The sequence below is a fragment of the Kribbella sp. VKM Ac-2568 genome (assembly GCF_004345365.1).
Taxonomy (GTDB): domain Bacteria; phylum Actinomycetota; class Actinomycetes; order Propionibacteriales; family Kribbellaceae; genus Kribbella; species Kribbella orskensis.
Genome location: NZ_SLVF01000027.1, coordinates 1 through 21260, shown reverse-complemented (window position 1 = coordinate 21260; position 21260 = coordinate 1). Strand labels below are relative to the sequence as shown.

General features: G+C 66.7%; 13 protein-coding genes. 2 read left to right on the top strand and 11 right to left on the bottom strand.

The features are described 5' to 3' along the window. Nucleotides 1-475: 475 nt before the first annotated feature. The 10 genes from EV648_RS42020 to recC form a co-directional block, all read right to left on the bottom strand. Nucleotides 476-1234, bottom strand: a complete 759-nt coding sequence (locus EV648_RS42020; RefSeq protein ID WP_132302036.1) for a hypothetical protein — start codon at nt 1232-1234, stop codon at nt 476-478. Nucleotides 1235-1249: 15 nt separating this feature from the next. Next, nucleotides 1250-1678, bottom strand: a complete 429-nt coding sequence (locus EV648_RS42015; protein ID WP_132302034.1) for a nitroreductase family deazaflavin-dependent oxidoreductase — start codon at nt 1676-1678, stop codon at nt 1250-1252. Nucleotides 1679-1751: 73 nt separating this feature from the next. Then, the gene (locus EV648_RS42010; RefSeq protein WP_199235153.1) at nt 1752-1916 is read right to left on the bottom strand and encodes a hypothetical protein; all 165 of its coding nucleotides are present in this window, start codon (nt 1914-1916) and stop codon (nt 1752-1754) included. Nucleotides 1917-2031: 115 nt separating this feature from the next. Further along, complete coding sequence (locus tag EV648_RS42005) at nt 2032-2283, bottom strand: hypothetical protein (protein WP_132302030.1); 252 nt, start codon at nt 2281-2283, stop codon at nt 2032-2034. A gap of 39 nt (nt 2284-2322) precedes the next feature. After that, the gene (locus EV648_RS42000) at nt 2323-3354 is read right to left on the bottom strand and encodes an MFS transporter (protein WP_132302028.1); all 1032 of its coding nucleotides are present in this window, start codon (nt 3352-3354) and stop codon (nt 2323-2325) included. Between the two features lie 55 nt (nt 3355-3409). Then, nucleotides 3410-3835, bottom strand: a complete 426-nt coding sequence (locus EV648_RS41995; RefSeq protein WP_132302026.1) for a hypothetical protein — start codon at nt 3833-3835, stop codon at nt 3410-3412. Nucleotides 3836-3915: 80 nt separating this feature from the next. Then, entirely contained in the window at nt 3916-4134 is a 219-nt protein-coding gene (locus tag EV648_RS41990) for a hypothetical protein (RefSeq protein ID WP_132302024.1), read from the bottom strand. 467 nt (nt 4135-4601) lie between these two features. Continuing rightward, complete coding sequence (gene recD / locus EV648_RS41985; RefSeq protein ID WP_132302022.1) at nt 4602-6371, bottom strand: exodeoxyribonuclease V subunit alpha; 1770 nt, start codon at nt 6369-6371, stop codon at nt 4602-4604. Further along, complete coding sequence (locus EV648_RS41980) at nt 6368-9664, bottom strand: UvrD-helicase domain-containing protein (RefSeq protein WP_132302020.1); 3297 nt, start codon at nt 9662-9664, stop codon at nt 6368-6370. The genes recD and EV648_RS41980 overlap by 4 nt, the downstream gene beginning before the upstream one ends. Next, on the bottom strand, nt 9664-12972 hold the full coding sequence (recC, locus tag EV648_RS41975) for an exodeoxyribonuclease V subunit gamma (protein ID WP_132302018.1): 3309 nt from the start codon (nt 12970-12972) through the stop codon (nt 9664-9666). Before recC ends, EV648_RS41980 begins: the two co-directional genes overlap by 1 nt. 577 nt (nt 12973-13549) lie before the next feature. Here recC and hrpB point away from each other — a divergent pair. Together hrpB and EV648_RS41965 are read left to right on the top strand one after the other, a co-directional pair. Beyond that, a complete protein-coding gene (gene hrpB, locus EV648_RS41970; RefSeq protein ID WP_132302016.1) occupies nt 13550-16102 on the top strand; it encodes an ATP-dependent helicase HrpB in 2553 nt (850 codons plus the stop codon). A 1528-nt stretch (nt 16103-17630) separates the two neighbouring features. Then, the gene (locus EV648_RS41965; protein WP_132302014.1) at nt 17631-19565 is read left to right on the top strand and encodes an ROK family protein; all 1935 of its coding nucleotides are present in this window, start codon (nt 17631-17633) and stop codon (nt 19563-19565) included. Here EV648_RS41965 and EV648_RS41960 read toward each other — a convergent pair. Then, nucleotides 19528-20997: a hypothetical protein gene (locus tag EV648_RS41960; protein WP_132302012.1), complete on the bottom strand. Its 1470-nt coding sequence runs from the start codon at nt 20995-20997 to the stop codon at nt 19528-19530. The two genes, EV648_RS41965 and EV648_RS41960, sit on opposite strands and share 38 nt — an antisense overlap. Between the last annotated feature and the right edge of the window lie 263 nt (nt 20998-21260).

Sequence of the window (21260 nt, the reverse complement as noted above, 5' to 3'; positions counted from 1 at the left end):
TGTTCACCCCACCGGGATGAAGCCGCTGCACGTCGTCTTTGCCACCGTCGACGAATCGTTTGGGACGGAGTGGGGCCGATGGCCAATGCGACGTACGCGCCTCGCGGGGCGGATGCCGTACCGGAAGATGACCTTCGAGATGTGGGCGCCGTGACACTGGCGGTCGATCGGGTGACCACCATGCCTCTACAGCATCCCCGATCAGTCGGCGCTTTGTGGCCTGCTGTCACGACTCCGGGCGCTGGGTATCGAAGTCGTCGAGGTTCACCTAGTCCCGGACACGACGACGTTGGCATCGACCGAACGGAGCGCCGTCGAGCCTCGAGAGGGTGGCGATGAGAGCACGTGAATGCCACCGGGCTCGAAGTACCACGTGATCGTGGGCGCGCCCAGGCTGCGATCGCAGGGATCTGTGTCGGCCCGTCAGTGCACAACGCGATCTTGCGACTGTCTGTGACTCCGGCTTTCACCGTTCCTAGCGGGTGCCTCGATCATTCAGGTTGATCACCTCGGCGTCGGTGCCTCCCGTGGTCGGGAAGTCGGCGACCTTGACGAATCCACCGTCGCGCCACTCGTAGATCTGGGAGATCAGTGACGGCCTCGGATCGGCAGGAGTGCCGAGGATGAAGTTCACCCGGATCAGGTAGGTCCGCCCGTCCTTCTCGACCACTCGGAGCTCGCGGGTCCCGAGGCCGTCGAGGTTGCCCGTGGCAACGAACCGCGCGCCGTCCCAGCGCAGTACGGACGGTGGTTGGGCGAGTCCCGCGGCCACCAGGTAGGTGTCGCCAGAGGTGAAGTGGGCGAAGGTCCGGCCGGAGTTCTCGAGCAGAGACTGGTACAAGACGTAATGCGACCCGTCCCACCGGTACAGCACGCTGTCGGTGATGTGGTCGGTGTGGGCGACGAAGTACTGGCCGTTCAGTTCGAACGGGTGCCAGTTGTATGCCCACCGACTCGATGAGCTGGAACTGCACGAACTTCGCGCCGTCCCACTCGAAGACGACCGAGTCGCGGTTTTGGCCCTCGAACTGGGGAGGGCGAGTCCCTGCGCCAGTCCGAGGAAGTGGCGATCACCGATCGACCAGTACTTCACGGGCAGTCGCTGACGATCGAAGACGTCTTGTCCTCGCCGCTGGTCGTCGACCCGCTGCGTCTGCTCGAGATCGTCATGCCGATCGGTGGCGCCGCGGGTGTGGTGGTGAGGACGTCGGAACGGGCGCCCGCACTGCGCCACGCGCGGGTCCCGGGGCTAAACGCGCGTGAGTTCGAGCACGGGGATGGTGCGGATTTCAGAGGTTTGCCGCTCGTACTCGGCGAAGCCGGGGTAGCGGCGGGCTTGCTCGGCGTAGACGCGGTCGCGTTCGATGCCGGTGAGCTCGCTGACGGTGACCTTGTAGGTCTCGGTTCCGCGTTCGACGCTGCCCTCGCCGGCGGCGGTGAGGTTGTAGTACCAGTCGGGGTTCGTGGGGGCGCCGGCCTTGGTGGCGAAAACGTAGATGATGTTGTCGTCGGTGTCGTGCGGGAGGTACATCATCGGGTTGACGTACCCGCGCGCGCTTGTGCGGCCGCGGTGGTGCACGAGGACGATCGGCGCGCCTTCGAAGGGGCCGCCGACGCGGCCCTCGTTGGCGCGAAACTCCGCGATGGTCTTCGCGTTCCAGTCGGTGGTCTCGGTCATGTTGGGCTCCCGTTGCTTGTCTGCGCTGTCGTCTGCAGGCGGGCGGGTTGGACGCGTCCAAGGTTTGTGGCCGTCAAGGTGAGCGGCTGTCACCTGATTCTGGTGATCTGCGAGCGGTGAGCTGGCGGATCTCGACGAGGTCGAGGCCGACCGCGTCGACCTCAGCCAGCACGCCGTAGAGTGCCGATCGATCCAGGGGGCCGGTGAGCACGGTGTCGGCACCGCGCCGCTGCGGCACCAGCGCTGGGAACGCGGAGAGTACCGTGGCGCCGAGGTGGCCGTGGATGCGGAGAGCATACAGGCAGGCGTTGGGTCCATGACGCCATGGTCGAGGGCTGGCGGGTGAACCCGCATCACCAGGATGTGGTGACCACCCGGGCTACCGCGTGCGCCCGGCCGACAGTAGCCGCAGCTCGTGCGCGCTGCACCGCTGAGGAGCGATCGCTGGCCTGGAGTTTGGTGTAGATGCTGCGATTGCAGGTGTTCGGCCGCGCTGACCTGCTCAAGCGACCCGGCGGCGCCGTCTCGACGTACGACTCGGCGACCGCCAGATGGGCGGCCGCCTCGTCCAGGTGCCCGTGGAGCAGGTCATCCGCGGCGCGCACCAGATCCGACCGGGCCAGCGAGTTGCTTCTCTCGTTGGGTTAGGCGCCGGCCGGTACGCCGGGCTGCGTGGTGATGTCGTCCTTGCCGGCATTGACCAAGACCAGAACGGCCACGAACGCCGCGGCGATCAGACCGACCCCGATCCAGAACGCGACGTGATAGCCGTGTATCGCGGCGGGCGGATTGAACGCGGATGGTGAGAGGTGATGGGCCAAGATATAGGACGCGACCGCGCTCGCATAGAACGTGTTCAACAGCGCGGTGCCCAGGGACCCGCCGATCTGGTGGGTCGAGTTGAGCACCGCGCTGGCGACTCCCGCGTCGTCGTCATTCACCCCGGTGAGCGCGCGGCTTGAGAGCGGCACCAACACCAGCGCCAGGCCGGCGCTCATCAGTAACTCTCCGGGCAGAACGCTGGTGACCCAACTGCTGGTGTCAGAGATGAACGTGAAGGTGGCCAGACCGATCGCGCCCATCGCGAGCCCGATCAGCATGAGTGGCTTGGGTCCGGTGCGCGGCAGCAGGGCCGAGACCAGGCCCGAGGTGACGATGACGCCGACGCTGAACGGCAGGAATGCGATACCCGACTTGAGTGCGCTGTAGCCCAGGTTGTACTGGAAGTAGTAACTCAGGAACAGGAACATCGCGAACAGCCCGGCGAAGACCAGCAACGAGGAGAGATATGAGCCGCCGCGATTGCGATCGAGCACCACCCGCATCGGCAACAGCGGGCTCGCCGAACGCAACTCGACGAGCACGAACGCGACCAGCAAGATGACGGCGCCCACGAGGTAGCTGATGACCTCGACCGAGAGCCAGCCGACTCCGGTCTTGGCCGCTTGGGTGAATCCGTACACGAGGGCGACCAGTCCGGCCGTGCCGAGGACCGCGCCAGGGATGTCATATGAGCTCCCGCGCCCGGACTTGCTCTCGGTGACCAGGATCGTGCCGGCAATGAAGGCCACAATCGCGATCGGCACATTGATCAGCAGGCACCAGCGCCACGAGGCGTGGAGGTTCCTTCGCCGCCAATCCGGGAGAGACCCTTCTCGGGTGAGCAGTACATGCATCCCTGAGTTCTGGCATTCCGGGCCGAGGTCACCATTGCTGAGAGTGCCGGCCAGGCTAGCGGCGCTTGCCCAAGCCGGGTGCCCCACCGCTGGCAACTCGAATCCGCGGGATGACCATTTTGCGCTCGCTTGATCTGTTGGCCGTGCGCTTCTTCGTTGGGCTCTTAGGTTTGCGTTTGACTCGGGTACGGGGTTTTCCGTGCGGCGTCAGCGTGCTCGAGGGCTGCTTCATGAGTTCCCGCGCTGCTGCATCCGCCGACTCGCAACCAGTCAGCCAGATCATCGCCGCGCCCAGTCCCTCACGAAGGGCGGTGAGCGACCGTTCCTCGTGGGGGATGTCGAGCAGTCTTGCCTTAATGCCGGCGACGCGCTCGAACGAGAACCAGGCAACCAGCCCGTTGTCATCCTCTTCAGTCCAGAGCCACACCGGCACAGTTCTGGTGAGCATGTCTCCGTTCTCGAGGTCTTTGAGGGCCTTCACGACTGGCAACCACAAACGGGTGAGGCCTACTGGGGACACTGGGGCCTCGGCAGCCGAGGCAGGGACGCCATCAGTCGGACTCAGGCGTGCATTCGCTTGCCAGTTTTCATCGTTGTCTGCCTGAGCCAGATCCACACCGGCACGGTGGGCCAGGCATCATCGCCATCCTCTGAACGGCCGACGTCCACGGGGTCAGTCGGCAGATCGCCATCATCGATGGTCTGCTCGATCATCTCCGGCTCGATGACGATGGAATGGTCGTACTGGGTGGACTCGAGGGCGGCGACGGCGGCCTCCACTACCCCCGCTCTCCGGTCAACTGCAGGAGCCCCTGGGCCACGGCCTTTCGGACTGCCGACCGCCCTCGCGCTGAAGTGGGCAGAGTCAGTTGTCGTGGGGTCACATCGCTCGTTCGGTCCAAGGACGCCAACGCGAATTGCGTGTGAATGCTTTGCTCTGTCCACACCCAGGCAGGCACCCACCCGGGATCTTCTCCGGGCTGGAGAAGGTCTGCAATTGATGCCCACCAAAGCAGTAGCAAGGAAGGGGCATACGGCAAGGCTAGATCGACGGGCTCTGCGCCGCGAATGTACGACAGCTTCAAGATCGGCACGGTAGCTCCGTCTGGTCTGCCGCACTCTTCCAGCCACATCCAGCCTGGGACGGTTGGCCAGTCTGCTTCGTCCAACTTCCCGTTCGCCATCTCGGGAGTCTAGGCGCGCTCGGCGAGGCTTGGAAGCCTGGCGAAACGTGGGGATCGCGCCGGTCAGTTGCCGCCCGTTAGCCGTTGGCTGAGGCCGGTTGCGCGGAGGGCTCTGCGGCTGAGGGCTAGACGGACGGCGGTCTCGGTGCCTACGACTCGTACTCGGTCCTGGGCGCGTGTGACGGCTGTGTAGAAGAGTTCGCGAGTGAGCAAGCGGGACTCTTCGCCTGGCATCAGGATGGTGACCTCGGCGGCCTGGCTGCCCTGGGCCTTGTGGATGGTCATCGCGTGCAGGGTTTCGATGTTGCCGAGTCTGGTGGGGGCGAAGTCGAGGCGGCCGCGGGAGCTGTCGATGCAGACTCGAAGGGAGCCGTCGGGGCGTCGGATCGCTACTCCGACATCCCCGTTGTAGATGCCGAGGGCGTAGTCGTTGGCGGTCACGAGTACCGGTCGGCCGACGTACCAGGTGTCCCAGAGTGGGTCTTCGGTTTCTTCGGTGATCCAGCGCTCGACGGTTCGGTTCCAGTGATTGACGCCCCACAGGCCTTCTCTGTGGGCGCAGAGCAGGCGGTGGCGGTCGAGTGCGGCCAGGGCGGCGTCGGTATCTCCCGCTTCGGCGGCTTCTCGGATTGCGAGCACGTCGGGAAGTAGCGCAGACCGTAGGGTTTCGCGGGGGTCGTCATCCTCGACGAAATGCACGCGGCCGCCGCTACTTCGCAGTACCGCGAGGACGTCGTCGGCGCGGTCTTCGCGGACAGCCAGTGCCAGGTCGCCGATCTCGCTTCCGAACCGGTGGGAGGTGCGAAGCTTGGCTGCTTCGATGTGCCCGCCCGCGACCAGTCCCTCGACGAGGTCGGCGAGTACCGCCCCTGCCTCGATGGAGGCTAGTTGGTCGGGGTCACCAACCAGTATCAACCGGGCCTCTGGCCGGACCGCCTCCAACAGCCGCGCCATCATCGTCAGCGAAACCATCGAGGTCTCGTCGACGACGATGATGTCGTGCGGCAGGCGGTTGTCTCGGTCGTGGCGGAATCGAGTCGACGAGTCAGGGCGCCCACCGAGCAGCATGTGCAGGGTCCTGGCGTGGAATTCGCCCAGCCTATCGGTGTCCTTCGGGGTAAGGCGCTCGGACATCTCGCGTCGTACCGCCTCTTCGAGGCGACCAGCGGCCTTGCCGGTTGGAGCGGTCAGTGCGATCCGCGGACGGCGATCCCCGGCGATCTCTGCCTGTTCCGCGAGGAGGGCCAGCAGGCCGGCGACGGTGGTGGTTTTGCCAGTACCAGGGCCACCCGTCAGAACCGTCGTCGGTTGACGAGCCGCAGTCTCTGCCGCCGTCCGCTGCTCGATGTACGGAGTACCGGGAAAGAGCCGGTCAAGCCCTGCCAGCAGAGCTGCTTCGTCGGCGATGTCCGGGGCGGCTCGGCCCGCCCGGCGGCGAAGGTCCAGCTCGACCTGCTCCTCTTCTCGCCAGTAGCGATCGAAGTACAGGCGAGTGCCCTCCAGGTGGAGAGGGTGCGAGGCAGCGAGCAGGGGACTGGCCGCCAGCGCCACGAGCCATCCGTCCAAGTCCGGCCAGGTCAGCTCAGCGCCGTCGTCGCCGACCTCGTCACGGACCTCGGTGAGGTCGAGGCAGACGGATCCAGCTCGTACGGCCCGCGCCACCAGTGCACAGGCGAGCGCCACCGATTCGTTGCTTTCAGCAAGCAGCTTGGTGAGCCGGGAGGCCACGTGGACGTCGGCGGCCAGGATCACGCCCGCTCTATTGAAGTCGCGCAGGATCCCGGTCGCGGCAAGCGCCAGGGTCGAGTCGAACTCGTCGACGGTAGCGGTCATGGCGTGCTCCCGTCGAGCAGTTCGGACAGGGCCAGTACGAGCGCCGTCGGCATCGGCCAGCTGAACACCCCTGCCGGGTGCCCGTCCACGACAGGCGTCTTCGATCCGCACATCCCGCGCAGATAGAGGTAGATCACTCCACCGAGATGTACTTCGGGGTCGTAGCCCGGCAGCCGCCAACGAAGGTACCGGTGCAGCACCACGGAGTAGAGCATCGCTTGCAACGGATAATCGGAGTGCAGCATCGCGACACCTAGCTGCTCAGGACCGTACTCCGCGGACGTCGCGGGTTGCTCGGGGTCGCCGAGCCGGTTGGTCTTGTAGTCGACCACGACGAAGCGATGGTCTGGGCCGTGAGGGACACGCAGCACGACGTCGATCGAACCGGTGAGGTAGCCCCGCAGGCTCTGCCGGCCGAGCTGCGGCTGTTCGAGCCGGTCGGCGTACGGAAGAAGCGGATCGTCGGCTGACAGGTGGGTGCGCAACAGTGACGCCAACTGATCCAGCTGTACGTCGGTCGCAACCGTCTCGTCACCGCCGGCCAACGGGATCTCGAAGTCGAGCTCGCGGAGCCGGTCGGCGCGGCCCAGATCGCCGAGGGTCAACCCCGGAACGAGCGGCCCGAGCGGCGTGCAGTGCAGCGGCAGCATCGCCGTGGCCAGGGCATCGGCTGTCACGTCGACTCGCCAGAATCGCAACTGCTCACGGACCTTTCCGGCCAGCTCAGCGTGCAGGTCGGGCGAATGCGGATCCGCCTCTTCGAGCACTGCGTGTACAAGCGACCCGAAGGCGGCTCCCGCCGGCAGCCCGTCCATCGGCGACGGCAGCGCATCGGTCGGAACCGCCTCAGGCGTCGGAACCGGATCTACGGTCTCGTCCTCCAGTTGACTCTGTTCGTGTTCGCTGGCGACACCGCCCACCTGCTGGTCGGCCGCACGGATCAGGCCCGAGTACGACGTTCGGCGCCAGGCGAGGTCCACCTCGCGGGAGAAGGTCCCGGCCGCGAGCCCACCGGGGAGTTCCTCGGGGACGGGCTCGACCTGCTCTGCGATGACCGAGTCCTCGACCACCGGGCCGCCGGCCTGCTGCCAGCGCCGCAGCCAGATCAGTACTTCGTCGTCGGACGATGGTCTGTCGAGTGTGTCGGGCACGATCGGTTCGCCTTGTTTGCGGCCGCGCAGCAGCCGCGAGATCCCTCCGTTGATCTCGTCCCAGGACGGCGCCCACCAGGCCACGACCTGTGACTGAGCCCGGGTCAACGCGACGTAGGTGAGGCGGATGTCGTCACCGGCTTCCCCGGCGCGCCAGAGCTTCTGGTTGGCGCGGTGGCCGCGGTGCCTCTTGCCGCCGAGGTCGAGGCGCCGCTCGCCGTTGTGGTGGAAGACCAGCAGTTCGGTCTCCTCGACCACGTGGCGGGTGAAACCGAACGGCAGGTACACGACGGGGTACTGCAGGCCTTTGCTGACCCACACCGTCATGATCTGTACGGCCGCCGCGTCGCTGTCGAGCCGACGAGTCCGCTCGGCCGTGCGTCCGCTGCCGGTGCACTCCTCGCGCAGCCAGTCGAGTAGGGCGGGTAGCCCGAAGCCCTCGCGGTGCGCGGTCTCGTGGAGTAACTCGGCCAGATGTGCGAGGTCGGTCATGTCGCGCTCGCCGCCGCGCCAGCCCAGTACTCGCTGGGTCATCCCGTGAGCCTGCGCGGCCTCGAAGACCGCCGCGACGCCGCTGGTTCGCAGCCGGTCCGCCCAGGCCCGCAGCGTCTGCCCGGTCCGGTCGGTGAGCTTCTCGCCACCGGCCCGCAGGCTCGCCGCCGTTTCGCCGAAGAACATCGTGGTCGCCGCGGCGCGGACCAGGCCGGAGCGGTGCGGTTGCTCGAATGCCTCGAGCAGGCAGAGCCAGTCCTGGGCGGCCTGCGACGCGAAGATGTCGAGGTCACCGGAGTAGACGGCGGGGATGCCGGCCCGGGCCAGTTCCTCCCGGCAGACGCGCGCGTCCTTGTGCGTCTCGACGATCACGGCGACATCACCGGCGCGGAGCGGTTGACCGGCGTACGTCGCGCCGGCGGCCAGCAGGCGGCCGATGTCGGCCGCCAGATCGCGAGCGATGTGGTCCCGAAGCTCGTCCATCGGGATGCTTTTGCGCCTGGCCGAGCCGAACTGCTCTCTCCGTGCGACCCGGAGCCGGAAAGGCGCGTCGGATGGTGCTCCGGCGAGCCTGCTGCCCTGGTGATGGGCGGCCACCGGATGAACGACGATGTCCTGGTGGCCGAGTTGGGCTCCGCCCAGGACGACCTGGAGGCAGTCGACCAGCGGTTGGTCGCTACGCCAATTGGTATCGAGGGTGCGCCGCTGTCCGGCGGTGGCCGCGGCCGCGAGGTAGGTCGCGATGTCTCCGCCGCGGAAGGCATAGATGGCTTGTTTGGGGTCGCCGATCAGCACCAGGGTGCTGGGCCCGTTGAAGGCGGCGTCGATCACCTTCCACTGCACCGGATCGGTGTCCTGGAACTCGTCGACCATCACCACCGACCACCGACGCTGCATCTGCTGGCGGGCCGGAGCGTCGGGATCCTCCAGCGCGGCCGCGAGGCGGGTGAGCAGATCGTCGTAGCCAAGGATGCCGAGGCGGCGTTTGCGACGCTCCATCTCGGCCAGTACGGCGTGCGCGAACTCGATCCGGACGCTCTCCGGCGAGGCCTCGGCGTACTTATCCGGAACCAGTCGGGTGTGCGGGTTGCCGACTGCTTTCAGCGCGATCTCGAGTGCGGTACTACGGGTGATGGGCGGCTGGTCCGCCGAATTCCCGAAGAGATTGAGATAGAGGTCGTCGACCACCTCGGTGACGAGTTCTCCCAGGTCGTCGACCAGGGTGACGCCGGCGTCGGTGTCACCCGCGACGCCGAGCGAGCGCAGTACGAGCTGGCAGAACTGATGCGTGGTGGCGATGGTGGCGGCGTCGAAGTTGGCCAGCGCGTCGCGAAGACGCAGGTGCCGCAACGCGATTTCGTCGGCGCTGCCCTTGACGAGGTGACCGAGAAGGCCTTCGTCGTCACGCCAACCGGCCGGGTCGGCCAGCGCGAATTCGGCTTCAAGTAGTTGGGTGCGCACGCGCTCCCGGAGTTCCTGGCTGGCCGCGCGGCCGAAGGTGATCAGCAGCATCTCGTCGAGCCTGGCGCGGCCCTCGGCCACGAAGCGGGTGACCAGCCCGGCCAGCGCATAGGTCTTGCCCGTGCCGGCACTCGCCTCCAGCACGACGGTTCCGGTGGGGAGTTCACCGAGAAGGTCGAAGGGTTCCATCACGTCGCTCCTTGCTCGAGGCGAAGCATCGGTTCCCAGAGCCGGGCGGCGTAGGCCCCGAGCCGAGTCGGCTCGCCCGGGCGTTCCTCATCGGGGCGGGTCGGGTCCAGCAGGTCGTCGAGCCGGCTGTAGCGGCCCCAGACACGGACGTGCGCTGGGTCGGCGTTCTCCCCGTCGTAGGCGGTCGGGCGCCAGCGTCGCCCGGCCGCGGTGGCCGGATCGTCGCCGGTACGGCGTGCCTCGTACCAGGCGAACGAGGTTTTGAGCGGAAGCGGAAGTGGCTCCCGTCGACCGGCGTCGTAGATCGCGGCCAGGTCGGCCAGCAAGGCGCGGGCTTCCGGCCCGACTGGGCCGAAGAGCCGGCTCGCGGGGCTGTTCCGGCCCCGGCCGATGGCCAGCGCTGTCCAGTTGTGGTCGTCGTCGTTGGCGGACAGGGCGAGCAGCTGAATCCAGCAGGACAACAACTGTTTGGCGTCGAGACGGGAGAAGCTGACCGAGACCAGCCGGTAGCCGTGCACGCTCGGCACGGTGCCGGTGAGCCGCCGGCCGCCGCCGAGATCGATGTCCAGATCGAAGGCCCTGGGACTCGCCTGCCGGTGCGGATGCGCACTGATCGCGAGCTGTTTGGCTTCATCGCGTACGTCGGTCGCGGTCCGCCAGCCGAGTCGCCCCGGTGGCAGCGTGCCTCGTCGCCACTCTGCTTGCAGTGCGTCGTTCGGATTGACCCCCGCCAGCATGTCGCGGAGCAGCCGGACGCCGACCGACCACTTCTGCAGGTTGTCGATCTCCACCGGCATCACGTCCGAGACGCCGTCGACCTCCCATGGCAGGGTCAGGTCGAGCGCCCGGAAATATCCCTTCACGGGGTGACGGAAGAACGCCAGGAGGTCAGCCAGGGCGATGTCCTCGTCGCCCGCCACAGCCAGCTGCCCGGCCAGGAACTCCGGCCGTGCCGGCCGCGATCCTGCGGCGGCTCGCGCCGCGACCAGGGCGGTCGGGTCGAACGTGAAAGGTCCCGGAGTACCGAGACGGCCGGCTTCGAGGTTCTTGCGGTCGAAGGGCTGGAGCGGGTGCTTGATCAGGACAGCATCCCGGACGTTCGTCTCGGTGGTGCGATCAAGGACATCGAGGAGTTCACCCAGCGGTACTGCGGGCGGCCGCCGTTGTCCGGAGTACTCGTTGGCGCCGGTGTAGGTGATCACCAGGGACTCGGTCGCGGCAAGAATCGCATCCAGCAGGAGTTGGCGATCCTCGCTGCGGACATCGCGCTCGCCCGTGATCGGGGTCCTGGCCAGTAAATCGTCCCCATCGGCCAGGCCGAACCGCGGGAACACGCCGTCGTCGAGTCCCAGCAGACAGACCACGCGGTGCGGGACCGATCGCATCGGCACCATCGTGCAGACGGTCAGCGTGCCGGTCCGGAAGCTGGCGCGGGTCGGTCGGCCGGCCAGATGCGTGGACAGGAGGGCCCGGACATCGGGGAGCTTCAACGGTGTCTCGGCCAGTAGGCCGGCGTCGGCGGCGACCTCGGCGAACTCGCGGTGGACCTGGCTGATCTGCCAGTTGTCGTCGGGGACGACTCGGGTCAGCTGATCGATCCCTGCGCGCAACCCGTCGAGCCAGTCTGCGAGCGGCCGGGTGCCGTCCAGTCGTTTGGTTACTTCCTGCAACCGATCGACGTACTCCGCGAACCGGCCGGCCAGCTCGATCCGGGTGCTGCCGACATCGTCGAGTGGCAGGGTCGTGTTGATCCAGGCGTGCGCGTCGGCTGACATCGTCACGCCGGCGAGGATCCGGTCGAGGCCGAAGCGCCAGGTGTTCTGTGGGTAGTCGGCCAGGCCGTATGGTTCGCGGTGGTCCTGGTCGAACGCCCACCGGACGCCCGACTCGCGGACCCAGGCGGTGATGGTGTCCAGGTCGTCATCGGTGAATCGGAAGCGGCGGCGTACCGGCTCGGTCTGTGCGAGGTCGAGCAGCTGGCTGGCGGTTGCTCTGCTGCCCGCGACCCCGAGCAGTTGGGATGCGACCACGAGCAGGGGATTGGTCTGGGTGAGCGACCGGTCGGCCAGCTGCACCCGTAACCGATGCGCCGGGTGGCCGTCGTTGCGTAGGCCTCCGAGGCCGAAGCGAGCGCTGATCAAAGGCGCGTACGTCTCGATGTCAGGGCACATGACGAGAATGTCGCGGGGTTCCAACGTCGGGTCGGCCTGGAGCATCCCCAGCAGTACCTCCCGCAGTACGTCGACCTGCCGGGCAGTGCCGTGGCAGGCGCGCACCCGAACGCTACGGTCAGTGGCGGCCAGGCGGCGTCCCTCGGCCCCGACGCTGTTGCTGCGCAGGTCCTGCTGTAGCCAGCCGAGAAGTGTGTCGGGCGTCGCCGGCGAAGGAATGTGGTGATCAGTCGCCGACGCAGTGGCGAGGGATAGCTGCAGCTCACGACTGTCCCGCCCGAGTGTGGCCAGGAGAGGGTGGTCGGCGACTTGGTGGCTCGTGTCGAAGGCCCGGTCACCAGCGGTGGTACCGGCTAAGGCCAGGCGTCCCCACAGCACATTGCTGGGGTGGGGGAGCCAGAGGTGTACGTCGCGGTGCTCGGCCAGCGCCGAGAGCAGCTCGACCTCTGTGACCGGGAGCCGGGTGTGCCCGAACAGTGAGAGTCGCGCCGGCAGGTCGAGAGACTCTGGCCGATCGCGAAGCCGGGCACGAGTATCGGCGTGGCGAACGTTCGGAGGCGGGACATCGATTCGTTCGACAAGACGCCGCCAGAGTTCAGGTTGCCAGGTCAGATCGTCATCTACAGGGGCCCCGCAGCCGTCGGTGTCTTGACCTTGGCTCCAGTCAGCTAGGACGGTCGGTCGCTGTACGGCGTACGCGGCGAAGAGCCGGGACAGCCTCGCTGCGACGGCGTACCTGCGTCCTTGGCGCAGCTCCGCCTCGGCGCCGGTATCGAAATGGCCGAGGTGTCGCGCGACAGGCTGGCACCAGCCCTCGTCGAGCGAGTCGTCGAGCACAGCGAGCAGCGGCCACACCATCGCATCCGCGGCCCAGCGGTCGTCATCCGTGAGGCCCAAAACCGTGGACACCAGCGAGCGCGGTGTCGTGAACCGCACTCCGGCACACACTCCGTCGCCTCGCCCCGGAGCGGCGCCCAACCGATGCGCTAGGCGCTGGGAAAGCCAGCGTTCAACACCCTTCGCAGGCACCACTACGAGCTCTTCAGCGAACGGATCGGCGAGTGGTTCGGCGAGCACGTCACCCAGCCCGTCAGCGAGCAGGTCTGTACGCTCGGCGCGGTGTAGATACAGGGTCACCGACGCAGCATGCCACGTGACGCCGATACCTCGTGACAAGGTAGATCAGTCTGGCTTCGGTTTCTGGCAGTCGGGTCGCGACCGCATCAGCCGAGCTGGACATCTGTTGCCCTCGATCATCGTCCGCTGTCACGTGATCAAACTGTTGCCGCCAGCAACGTGTTTGTCGGCGTACCGCCCGCCGCAGGGAGATGAAGAAGAGGTGACACGAGTTGTCGTGTCACGTCTGGGGTTGAAACGGGTGTTTCAGTGTCCGAGGAGGAACACGCCCCTTAACCACACGCCTCGAGCTGAACTCTTATGAGGTATGTCGGACGCCGTGATCGTCACCTCGCGCCAGAGACGGTCGTGGCAACCGGGAGCAGTCCGTCGACGGCTTATGGGAGCAGCAGGGGTCTCCGAGGCCGACGCCGGGTAGCCCTCCGCCGTTGCGGCCGGCAGCTGAGTCGGCGCCTGCTTGGATCGGGTTCTTGAGTGGGCCGTCGGTTTGGCGAGGACCAGGGTCCACGTGCTGTTGATGGGGCTGTGGACCGGGTTGTCGAGGGGTTCTGGGGTGGTGGTCGGCTAGCGTCGAGGCGTGTTGCTGCCTGAATCGTCGGTGCCGGGGGCGGATCTGCCTGTCAGGGCGGTTCTGCCTGCCACGGTCGATGCGGTGCGTTCGCGCGGTACTGCGGTGTTGGTTGCGCCGCCTGGATCGGGGAAGACCTCGCTGTTGCCGCTTGCGCTGGGCGACGCGCTCGGGGGCACGATCATCGTCGCCGAGCCGCGAAGGATGGCAACCCGCGCGGCTGCGGTCCGGCTGGCGATGCTGGTCGGCGAACCGCTCGGGCAGCGGATCGGCTACGCGATGCGTGGTGAACGCAGCGGCGGCCAGGGACTCCGTGTCGAGGTGGTGACGACCGGGCTCCTGGTACGGCGTCTGCTGCAGAACCCGGAGTTGCCGGGTGTCGCCGCGATTGTGATCGACGAGTGCCACGAGCGGCACCTCGATGCCGATCTGCTGCTCGCGCTCTGCGTCGACATCCGGGCGAATCTTCGGGAAGACCTGGCGATCGTTGCGACCTCGGCCACGGCGGACACCATCAGACTGAGTCGCGCATTGGGCGTGGACGTTCCGGCGCCCGTGATCACCGCGTCTGCGGCGCTGTTCGATGTGGCGATCGAGTGGGCCCCACCGCCGGTCCCCGTGCCGCTGCTTCCCGGCGGGCGGGTCGACCCGCGCCTGCTGGATCACGTCGCATCCGTCGTCCAGCGTGCACTGACCGAGAACGACGGCGACATCCTCGTGTTCGTCCCGGGGGAGGCCGAGATCACCGGTGTGACTCGCCGGTTGGCCGGTCAGAATGTCCTGCCGTTGTTCGGTCGCCAGTCAAGGGCTGAACAGGACCGCGCGTTGGCGTCGGCCGCCACTCGTCGGATCGTGGTCACGACGTCGGTCGCGGAGAGTTCGCTGACTGTGCCCGGGGTCAGGGTCGTGGTCGACTCGGGTCTTGCCCGGGAGCCGCGGACCGATCAATCCCGTGGCCTCGGTGCGTTGGTCACCTGCCGGGTTTCGAGATCGTCGGCCGACCAGCGAGCGGGTCGTGCCGGGCGGGAGGCGCCTGGCCGGGTCTATCGGTGCTGGTCTGCCACCGACCACTCGCATCTCGACGATCATGCGGCGCCGGAGATCGCGATCGCCGATCTGGCAGCCTTCGCCCTCGACCTCGCGGCGTGGGGTGCGCCTGCTGGTGACGGTCTGACCTTGCTCGAGGCGCCGCCGGTGGTGGCGATGACCGCGGCCACCGAATTGCTGCGCCGCCTCGATGCCCTTGACGACGGCGGCCGGATCACCGAGCGGGGACGGCGGATGGCGGCGATCGGGGCGCATCCTCGGTTGGCTCGTGCGTTGCTGGACGGGACGCCGCGGGTCGGCGCCGACCGAGCACGCGAGATCGTCGCGATGCTCTCGGACGACTCCGGCCGCGACTTCAGCGATGATCTACCGGCCCGCTGGCGAGCCCTCCGCCGCGGCGAGGACCGCGGAGCCACGGCCCGCTGGCGAGAAGAAACAAAGCGCCTCGGCCGAGGCACGACGACAGGCGACCCGTTGGATGGAGATGGAGCGCGGCCGGCGGTTGGTGGGCCGGCTGGTCGGGGGACGCGCGTCGTACCGGATGATCTTGCGGTGGGGGTTGTGGTGGGGCTGGCGTATCCGGATCGGATTGCGCGGGTCCGGGGGGTCGACTCGGCGACGTACCAGATGTCTGGAGGTACGGGTGCTGCGCTGGATCCGCAATCGCCGTTGCGGACCACGACCTGGCTGGCGATCGCGGTTGCTGACCGGGCACCCGGTCGCGCCGACGCCAGGATCCGTTCCGCGGCACCGATCGATGAGCAGACCGCGCGAGACATCGCAGGCGACCTCGTCTCGACCACCGACCAGATCCGCTGGGACGAAGGCCGGATCGTGACGCGGCGCGTCGAGGCGCTCGGCGCGATCGTGCTCAACGACGTCCCGCTGGCAAAGCCCGACCGGCTGCTCGTCCAAGCGGCCGTCCGCGACGGTATCCGGCGCAGCGGTCTGTCCGTACTGCGCTGGTCGGAGGCTGCCCTCGCCTTGCGAGAGCGGCTCGCGTTCTGCCATGCCCACCTCGGAGCCCCGTGGCCTGCGGTCGACGACGAGACGCTCCTGGCCGATCTCGACGAATGGCTGGGTACCGAGCTCGCCTCGGTGCGAGGCTCGCGCGATCTTGCCCACATCGACGTGGCTTCGGCGCTCCGGCGACTACTGCCATGGCCGGCAGCAACCCGGTTCGGCGAACTCGCACCGGAACGGCTCCAGGTCCCGTCGGGCTCCGAGGTGCGACTCGCGTACAACGGTGTCGAGCCACCGGTCCTCGCCGTGAAGCTGCAGGAAGTATTCGGCTGGACTGCCACTCCAGCTGTCGCGGACGGTCGTGTCCCAGTCGTTCTGCACCTACTGTCGCCCGCACGGCGCCCGGTCGCGATCACGAGCGACCTCGCCTCTTTCTGGAAGCAGGGCTATCCCCAGGTCCGAGCCGACCTGCGAGCGCGCTACCCCCGCCATCCGTGGCCGGAAGATCCACTCACTGCCATCCCTACCAAGCGACTAAAACCTCGCCAGTGAACCGAGCTGCCCTGGGCAATGTGTATGTACTGTCTGCGCCGTCCGCGGTACACCGGCTATGCGATCTATGGCAGGTGGCAGAAGGTCGAGGGTTGCTGGACCCTGACGACGTCGCGGCGGGTCATGTCGTCAGGTACACGCGATCGCCGGCGTCCAAGATCGTGCGGTCACGAGAGGCTGCGCATCCCGCGATCGTGTCGGTCGAGGACTTCACGCGCGTGCAGGTCCGCGCGGTCCGGAGCAAGCATGTCGGAGCGGGCTCGGGCGACGAGGACTCGTGTCGCGTCGTCGCACACCTACTTGTTGCGAGGCGAATCCAGTGCACGATCTGCGGGGGACGGATGGAGGGCTCCCACCGATCCCATGCGACCTTCTACCGCTGTCGCGCGCGGAGTCTTGCACCGCGCTGCAGGATCATCCGCCGAACGTCTACGTGCGTGAGGACTACCTGACTGCAAAGATCAACTCCTGGGTCGCGAGACTGTTCGACCTCGCTCGCGTTCAAAGGACTGTTGAAGCACTGGCCGACGCCGACGAGCTAGCCGCGGGATTGAGACCCAAGCGCAGCTCCGGCGCCGGATCGCTGCCGCGGAGTCGACGATGGAGCGGCTGCGGCGGGCGATCGAGGTGGGCTGGGATCCGGAGGCACGCACCGCGCAGTACAACGCGGCAGCGGCCGACAAGCGAGCTGCGGAAGCTGGTCTGAAGGCGGTCGATCCAGTGCCCCAACTGACCGCAGACGGCAGCCGCGCGGTCGTGACGCAGCTGGGAGACATGGCGAAGGCGCTGGATCGCGCGGACCGTAACGATTTGGCCGAGCTGTACGAAACCTTGGGCCTAGCGGTTGCTTACGACCACCGACTGCAGGTTGCGGAAGTGTCGATTACTCCCGCCCTGCGTGGGGTTAAGAAGTGTGTCCGAGGAGGAACACGCACCCTAACCACACGCTCGAGCTCAATGTCTAAGACCTCGAAGCCCGCTCCTCGAAGGCCGTGCTCGACCCAGCTGAGGAGCGGCCCACGCGATCCACTTCATCACCTGCTCAGGCATCACCGACACATAACTGCAGTCAGGCCCATTCGAGGCGCGCGATCATCCGCGCATCCACGTCGACCCAAGGAACTCGGTCTGGCGCACCGCACGCCCGGACCGTTACGCGAACGTCGCCCCTACTCGTGCTCGCGGCCTGAACCCAACATCTCAACGCTCAGCCGATCCCAGTGGCAAACTCGCCCGCCAGGTCACTACCGCCACCGTCCACCGCAACGTCATCACGGAGCCGCCCCGAATCGCCCCGAGTCCGGCGCGTTCACCGCTTCCTGGCCTCGGCGCAACGACCGGTCAAGGCGTTCACCGACGCATGCATGCTCCCGCGACCATGGGTACCTGCCCTCCGCACCTCATGCGGCAGGACCGGATGGATTTGGTAGGACCTGCTGACAGCGTGCTCAGGTTCTGGTTTGCCGGCCGCATGAGGGACACTTGACAAATACTTGACATAGCTCGCATGGCTCTCTAACCTGAGTGCATGGATGACATTGGTGCCGTTCCTCGTGCTGCAGGCGACAGGGCCACACCGGGTCGCCTCGCGGCTCTCGAAAAGTTGCTCGACGAGCGCGAGCCGGCATCGGTTTTGACAGAGGGGCAATGGGCCGCCCTCACCGGATACGTGGTCGACGCTGCGTTGAGTAACGATGAAGCGGTTCTCCAGACCGCCTATCGCGGGCTGCAGTGGATGTCTGCCCAGCTCGAGGCCGCAGTCAGCGCGGCCGTCGACGAGACACTCGAGCGCGGCCGTATCCGAGGTGTATTGGACATCCTGCGGTGGCACCTGCGGCGGAGCGTGAGCGCCGCGGCTCCTACCCTTCCCCACAACGGGCTCGCGGCACGCGTGCTGCAGTTCGTCGCCCAGAACCCTGGGTGTCGAAACCAGGGCATCGCCAGTGCCATGGCGGTTGACGAGACACAGGTGAGCCGTGTCGGGCGCGTCCTTCGGGGACCTTCTTTGGTCTCGGTGAGGCGTGTGGGCAGGGAGAACGCTTGGTACGTGACCCCCAGGGGGCAGGCCTGCTTGCGTGCCATGGGCGTCGACTCGGAGATCCACGTCGAGGGCGCGGAGACGGCTGGCATCTCCCTGGCCCCGGCCGATCTGGAGACGACCGCCGAGCAGGCGAATTCGTCGGCCGCTCCTGAGGTCGACCCAAGTAGCGAGCGGGCACTTTCCGACGCTGCCGGCGTGATCCTCACCAGCATCTTGGTGAACGAAGCGCGAGGCGCGGACGACTTGCAGGGGAGCACTGGCCTGCCCCAAGTCAACGTGGCACAGGCGATCGAATACCTGCTGACACGCGGCTATGTCGTTCAGGAGCTAGAGCGGTCGGGACTGATGCTTCGCGTCAACGATCGACAGCATCGAGCGATCGGCGTCAGCATCCGAGAGGGAGAGATCACTGGGGCCCTCGTCAATCTTCGGGCCCACGACGTTCGGCAGGTATCGCAGTCCGTGGACGTGGCGGACATTCCGCAACTCATTGAAGCCGTGAGTCACGTCTGCCGGACACTGATCCGTGCCGAGGCGGTGGATCCTGCCGACATCGTCGGTCTGGGCGTGAACCTGCCTGGCCACATCGACTCTCGGTTGGGAAAGGTTGTGTACACGCCGATCTCGAGCGCCCCCGGGTGGCGAGGCCTGCAGTTGGCTGCGGAGCTCTCTGCGGCGACCGGCCTGCCGACGGCAGTGGAGAACGATGTCAACGCACTGGCGCTGCACGAGAAGTATTTCGGCGCCGGGCAAGGGCTGAGTGACTTCGCCGTCGTCTTTGTCACCGCCGATGGTGAGGGTGTCGGCAGTGGGCTGGTCGTCGGCGGGTCCCTGGTCCACGGATCCACCGGAATCGCAGGTGAGATCGGTCACGCGCCCATTGGGGACATGGATCGGCTCTGCCGTTGCTCGAACTACGGATGCCTCGAGGCGTCGGTCGGATTCTCGGCGATGCGGGACAAGTTCGCGCGAGGTGGGTCGCTGGTGCCGTCCGATCTTTCCGAGGCCTCGATACTCGCGCGGGACGGGGACGCATTCGCGGTCAAGGTCTTCGCCGAGGCAGGAGAGGCATTCGGGCGTGGAGTCACCACCGTCCTCAACACGTTGGACCCAGAGCTTCTGATCCTGTCCGGACCGGGCGAGATCATCGAAGTGGGCGCCGGGGTAGCGTCCGCCATGGCGTTCACGGACGCTGCCCGCGTTGCCCTTGGCAAGAACGCCTTCAGTACCTCAGGCGCTCACTGCCGAGTTGAGACAAAACTTCTCACCGGGAACTACGCCGCCCGAGGCGCAGCGTCGGCACTGCTCATGCGCAGGCTGTACAGACCGGCGAACGCACCGGAGAAGGAGCCGGCCTCGGCTGAGTGGGACAGCCGATTGAGGGCTACCGGTCCAACTCCGGAAACCAGTTCTGCGACATGAGCGCGCTCCGCACAAAGGGGTGCAGGCGAGGCTCGTAGCCCCCGGGTATGTTGCGGTCCATCACTTCGGCCGCTGACAGGTGATCGCTGGAGGCAGCAAACATCTGTGCGACGTCGTACCGCTCGCGTGGCTCGCTCCAAGGGCCCGACACCAGGCCGGAGAAACCAGCGTCATCCTCGTCGCCGCCCGGCTCAGGAGTCGTGACAAGGCTGTTCGAAACCATGACCCACGATCCGATGAGGTTCGCAAGTTGGGTACTCGCTATGTCCTCCCAGCCCTGTCGGCGGATCGGTTTGCTGAACACCGGCGCGAAGATGTGTGAAGCTCCCGGTCCGACGATCTCGTCCGATCGGCCGTCGGGCCACCGGCTCAACGACTCGCAGACGAGAACCCCGACTCTTCCGAGGAAGCCGTCGCTGGTGTGGAACACGATGTCTCTGGGGATGTCCTCGAGGACAAGGGTGCCCGCCGAGACCTCGACCCCTGGATGAGGAATGTCCCATCGATCCAGCTGCCAGCCCGTCAATGTGAAGTCGGAAAGCTTGTCCTGGCGTAACAGTTCGCGCCCCATCCGATCGACAAGAACGGCGCGATTCCCTGGGCGCCCCACCGGACCGGTGCCGAGGAGAAGCCACATGAGCTGCGAGTGCCTCCCCGGCCGGCTGCGCGCCAGCAGCTCGCGCCACGCGGCGAAGATCTCGTCGGAGAGACAGCCCTCTGGCAATATCGCCAAGTGCGCACCGGAACGCTCCGCGGCCTCCAGGATGGCCGGCAATCGCTCGAGTACGGTTGGCCGAGGCCCTAGTCTGTACCTCATCTTTCCCTGGCCATCCTCGAACAGGTCGATCTCCAGATCGTCGTACGACGCGAGCGTAGGCACAAAGGCCACGAAAATCTGGTCATTCGGTGCAACCCATGGATCGATGTCACTGTTCCAGACCAGGTTCAGGTAGCTCTCGCCCCACACGCGCGGAGAAACGCGGACAACGCGGAAGTAGTGATGCTTCTCCTTACCGGACAGGGGGCGCCCAGGGTAACTCCGCCGCGGCAGCAGACCCCCTTCGGTCTCCAGGTTGAACTGACCGGACTCGAGATAGCGACCGAGTATGTCCACAAGCGCGTACTGTTCAATACTCGTAGACCAGGGGGCGGCGAAGGTCAGCGCGTCGTCGATGCCTGTTAGTACTGCCAGTGCGTACTCCTCGCCTCTGGCCACCAGTTCGGAGATCCGTTCGGGGTCTAAGGTGCCGTGCTGTAAACATTCTTCGGTCACCGCATCAGCGACCTTCCAGAACAGTGGGTCGCGGAACCAACCCGCTATTGCGTCACTGCGAAAGATCTTCTCAGGTATGTGGTCATAGATTTGTACGAATACGTCCGCAGGATCACTGAAGTCGACATGGAGAAGTGAACTCTCCCCGGATCGCCGCATGGTCGCCCCCCAAATTGCGTGTCCACTCACGCTACCTCGCACCGACGAAGCGGAGAAGGCCCCATCTCGTCAGAACGCGCTCCCGGTCACCATTCAAGCGATTGCGAAGCTGTGCGCGTTCGCCCCTGAATGCCCCGACGGGGATCACGGCTACCATGCAAGGTGCGCGCAGGTCATCCCTGAAGGAGCGGGGCCGGTCAAGAGGTGCTTTTGACCGTTGTTCTGCTTGTTCGCTGGGGATCGGGGACGCGCCAAGGTAAGGC

What these genes read in the sequence shown, in the direction of transcription:
- recD (WP_132302022.1), bottom strand. Translation starts at nt 6,371, where the DNA reads ATGACCGCTACCGTCGACGAGTTCGACTCGACCCTGGCGCTTGCCGCG.
- EV648_RS41965 (WP_132302014.1), top strand. Translation starts at nt 17,631, where the DNA reads ATGGATGACATTGGTGCCGTTCCTCGTGCTGCAGGCGACAGGGCCACA.
- EV648_RS42000 (WP_132302028.1), bottom strand. Translation starts at nt 3,354, where the DNA reads ATGCATGTACTGCTCACCCGAGAAGGGTCTCTCCCGGATTGGCGGCGA.
- EV648_RS41980 (WP_132302020.1), bottom strand. Translation starts at nt 9,664, where the DNA reads ATGGAACCCTTCGACCTTCTCGGTGAACTCCCCACCGGAACCGTCGTG.
- EV648_RS42015 (WP_132302034.1), bottom strand. Translation starts at nt 1,678, where the DNA reads ATGACCGAGACCACCGACTGGAACGCGAAGACCATCGCGGAGTTTCGC.
- EV648_RS41960 (WP_132302012.1), bottom strand. Translation starts at nt 20,997, where the DNA reads ATGCGGCGATCCGGGGAGAGTTCACTTCTCCATGTCGACTTCAGTGAT.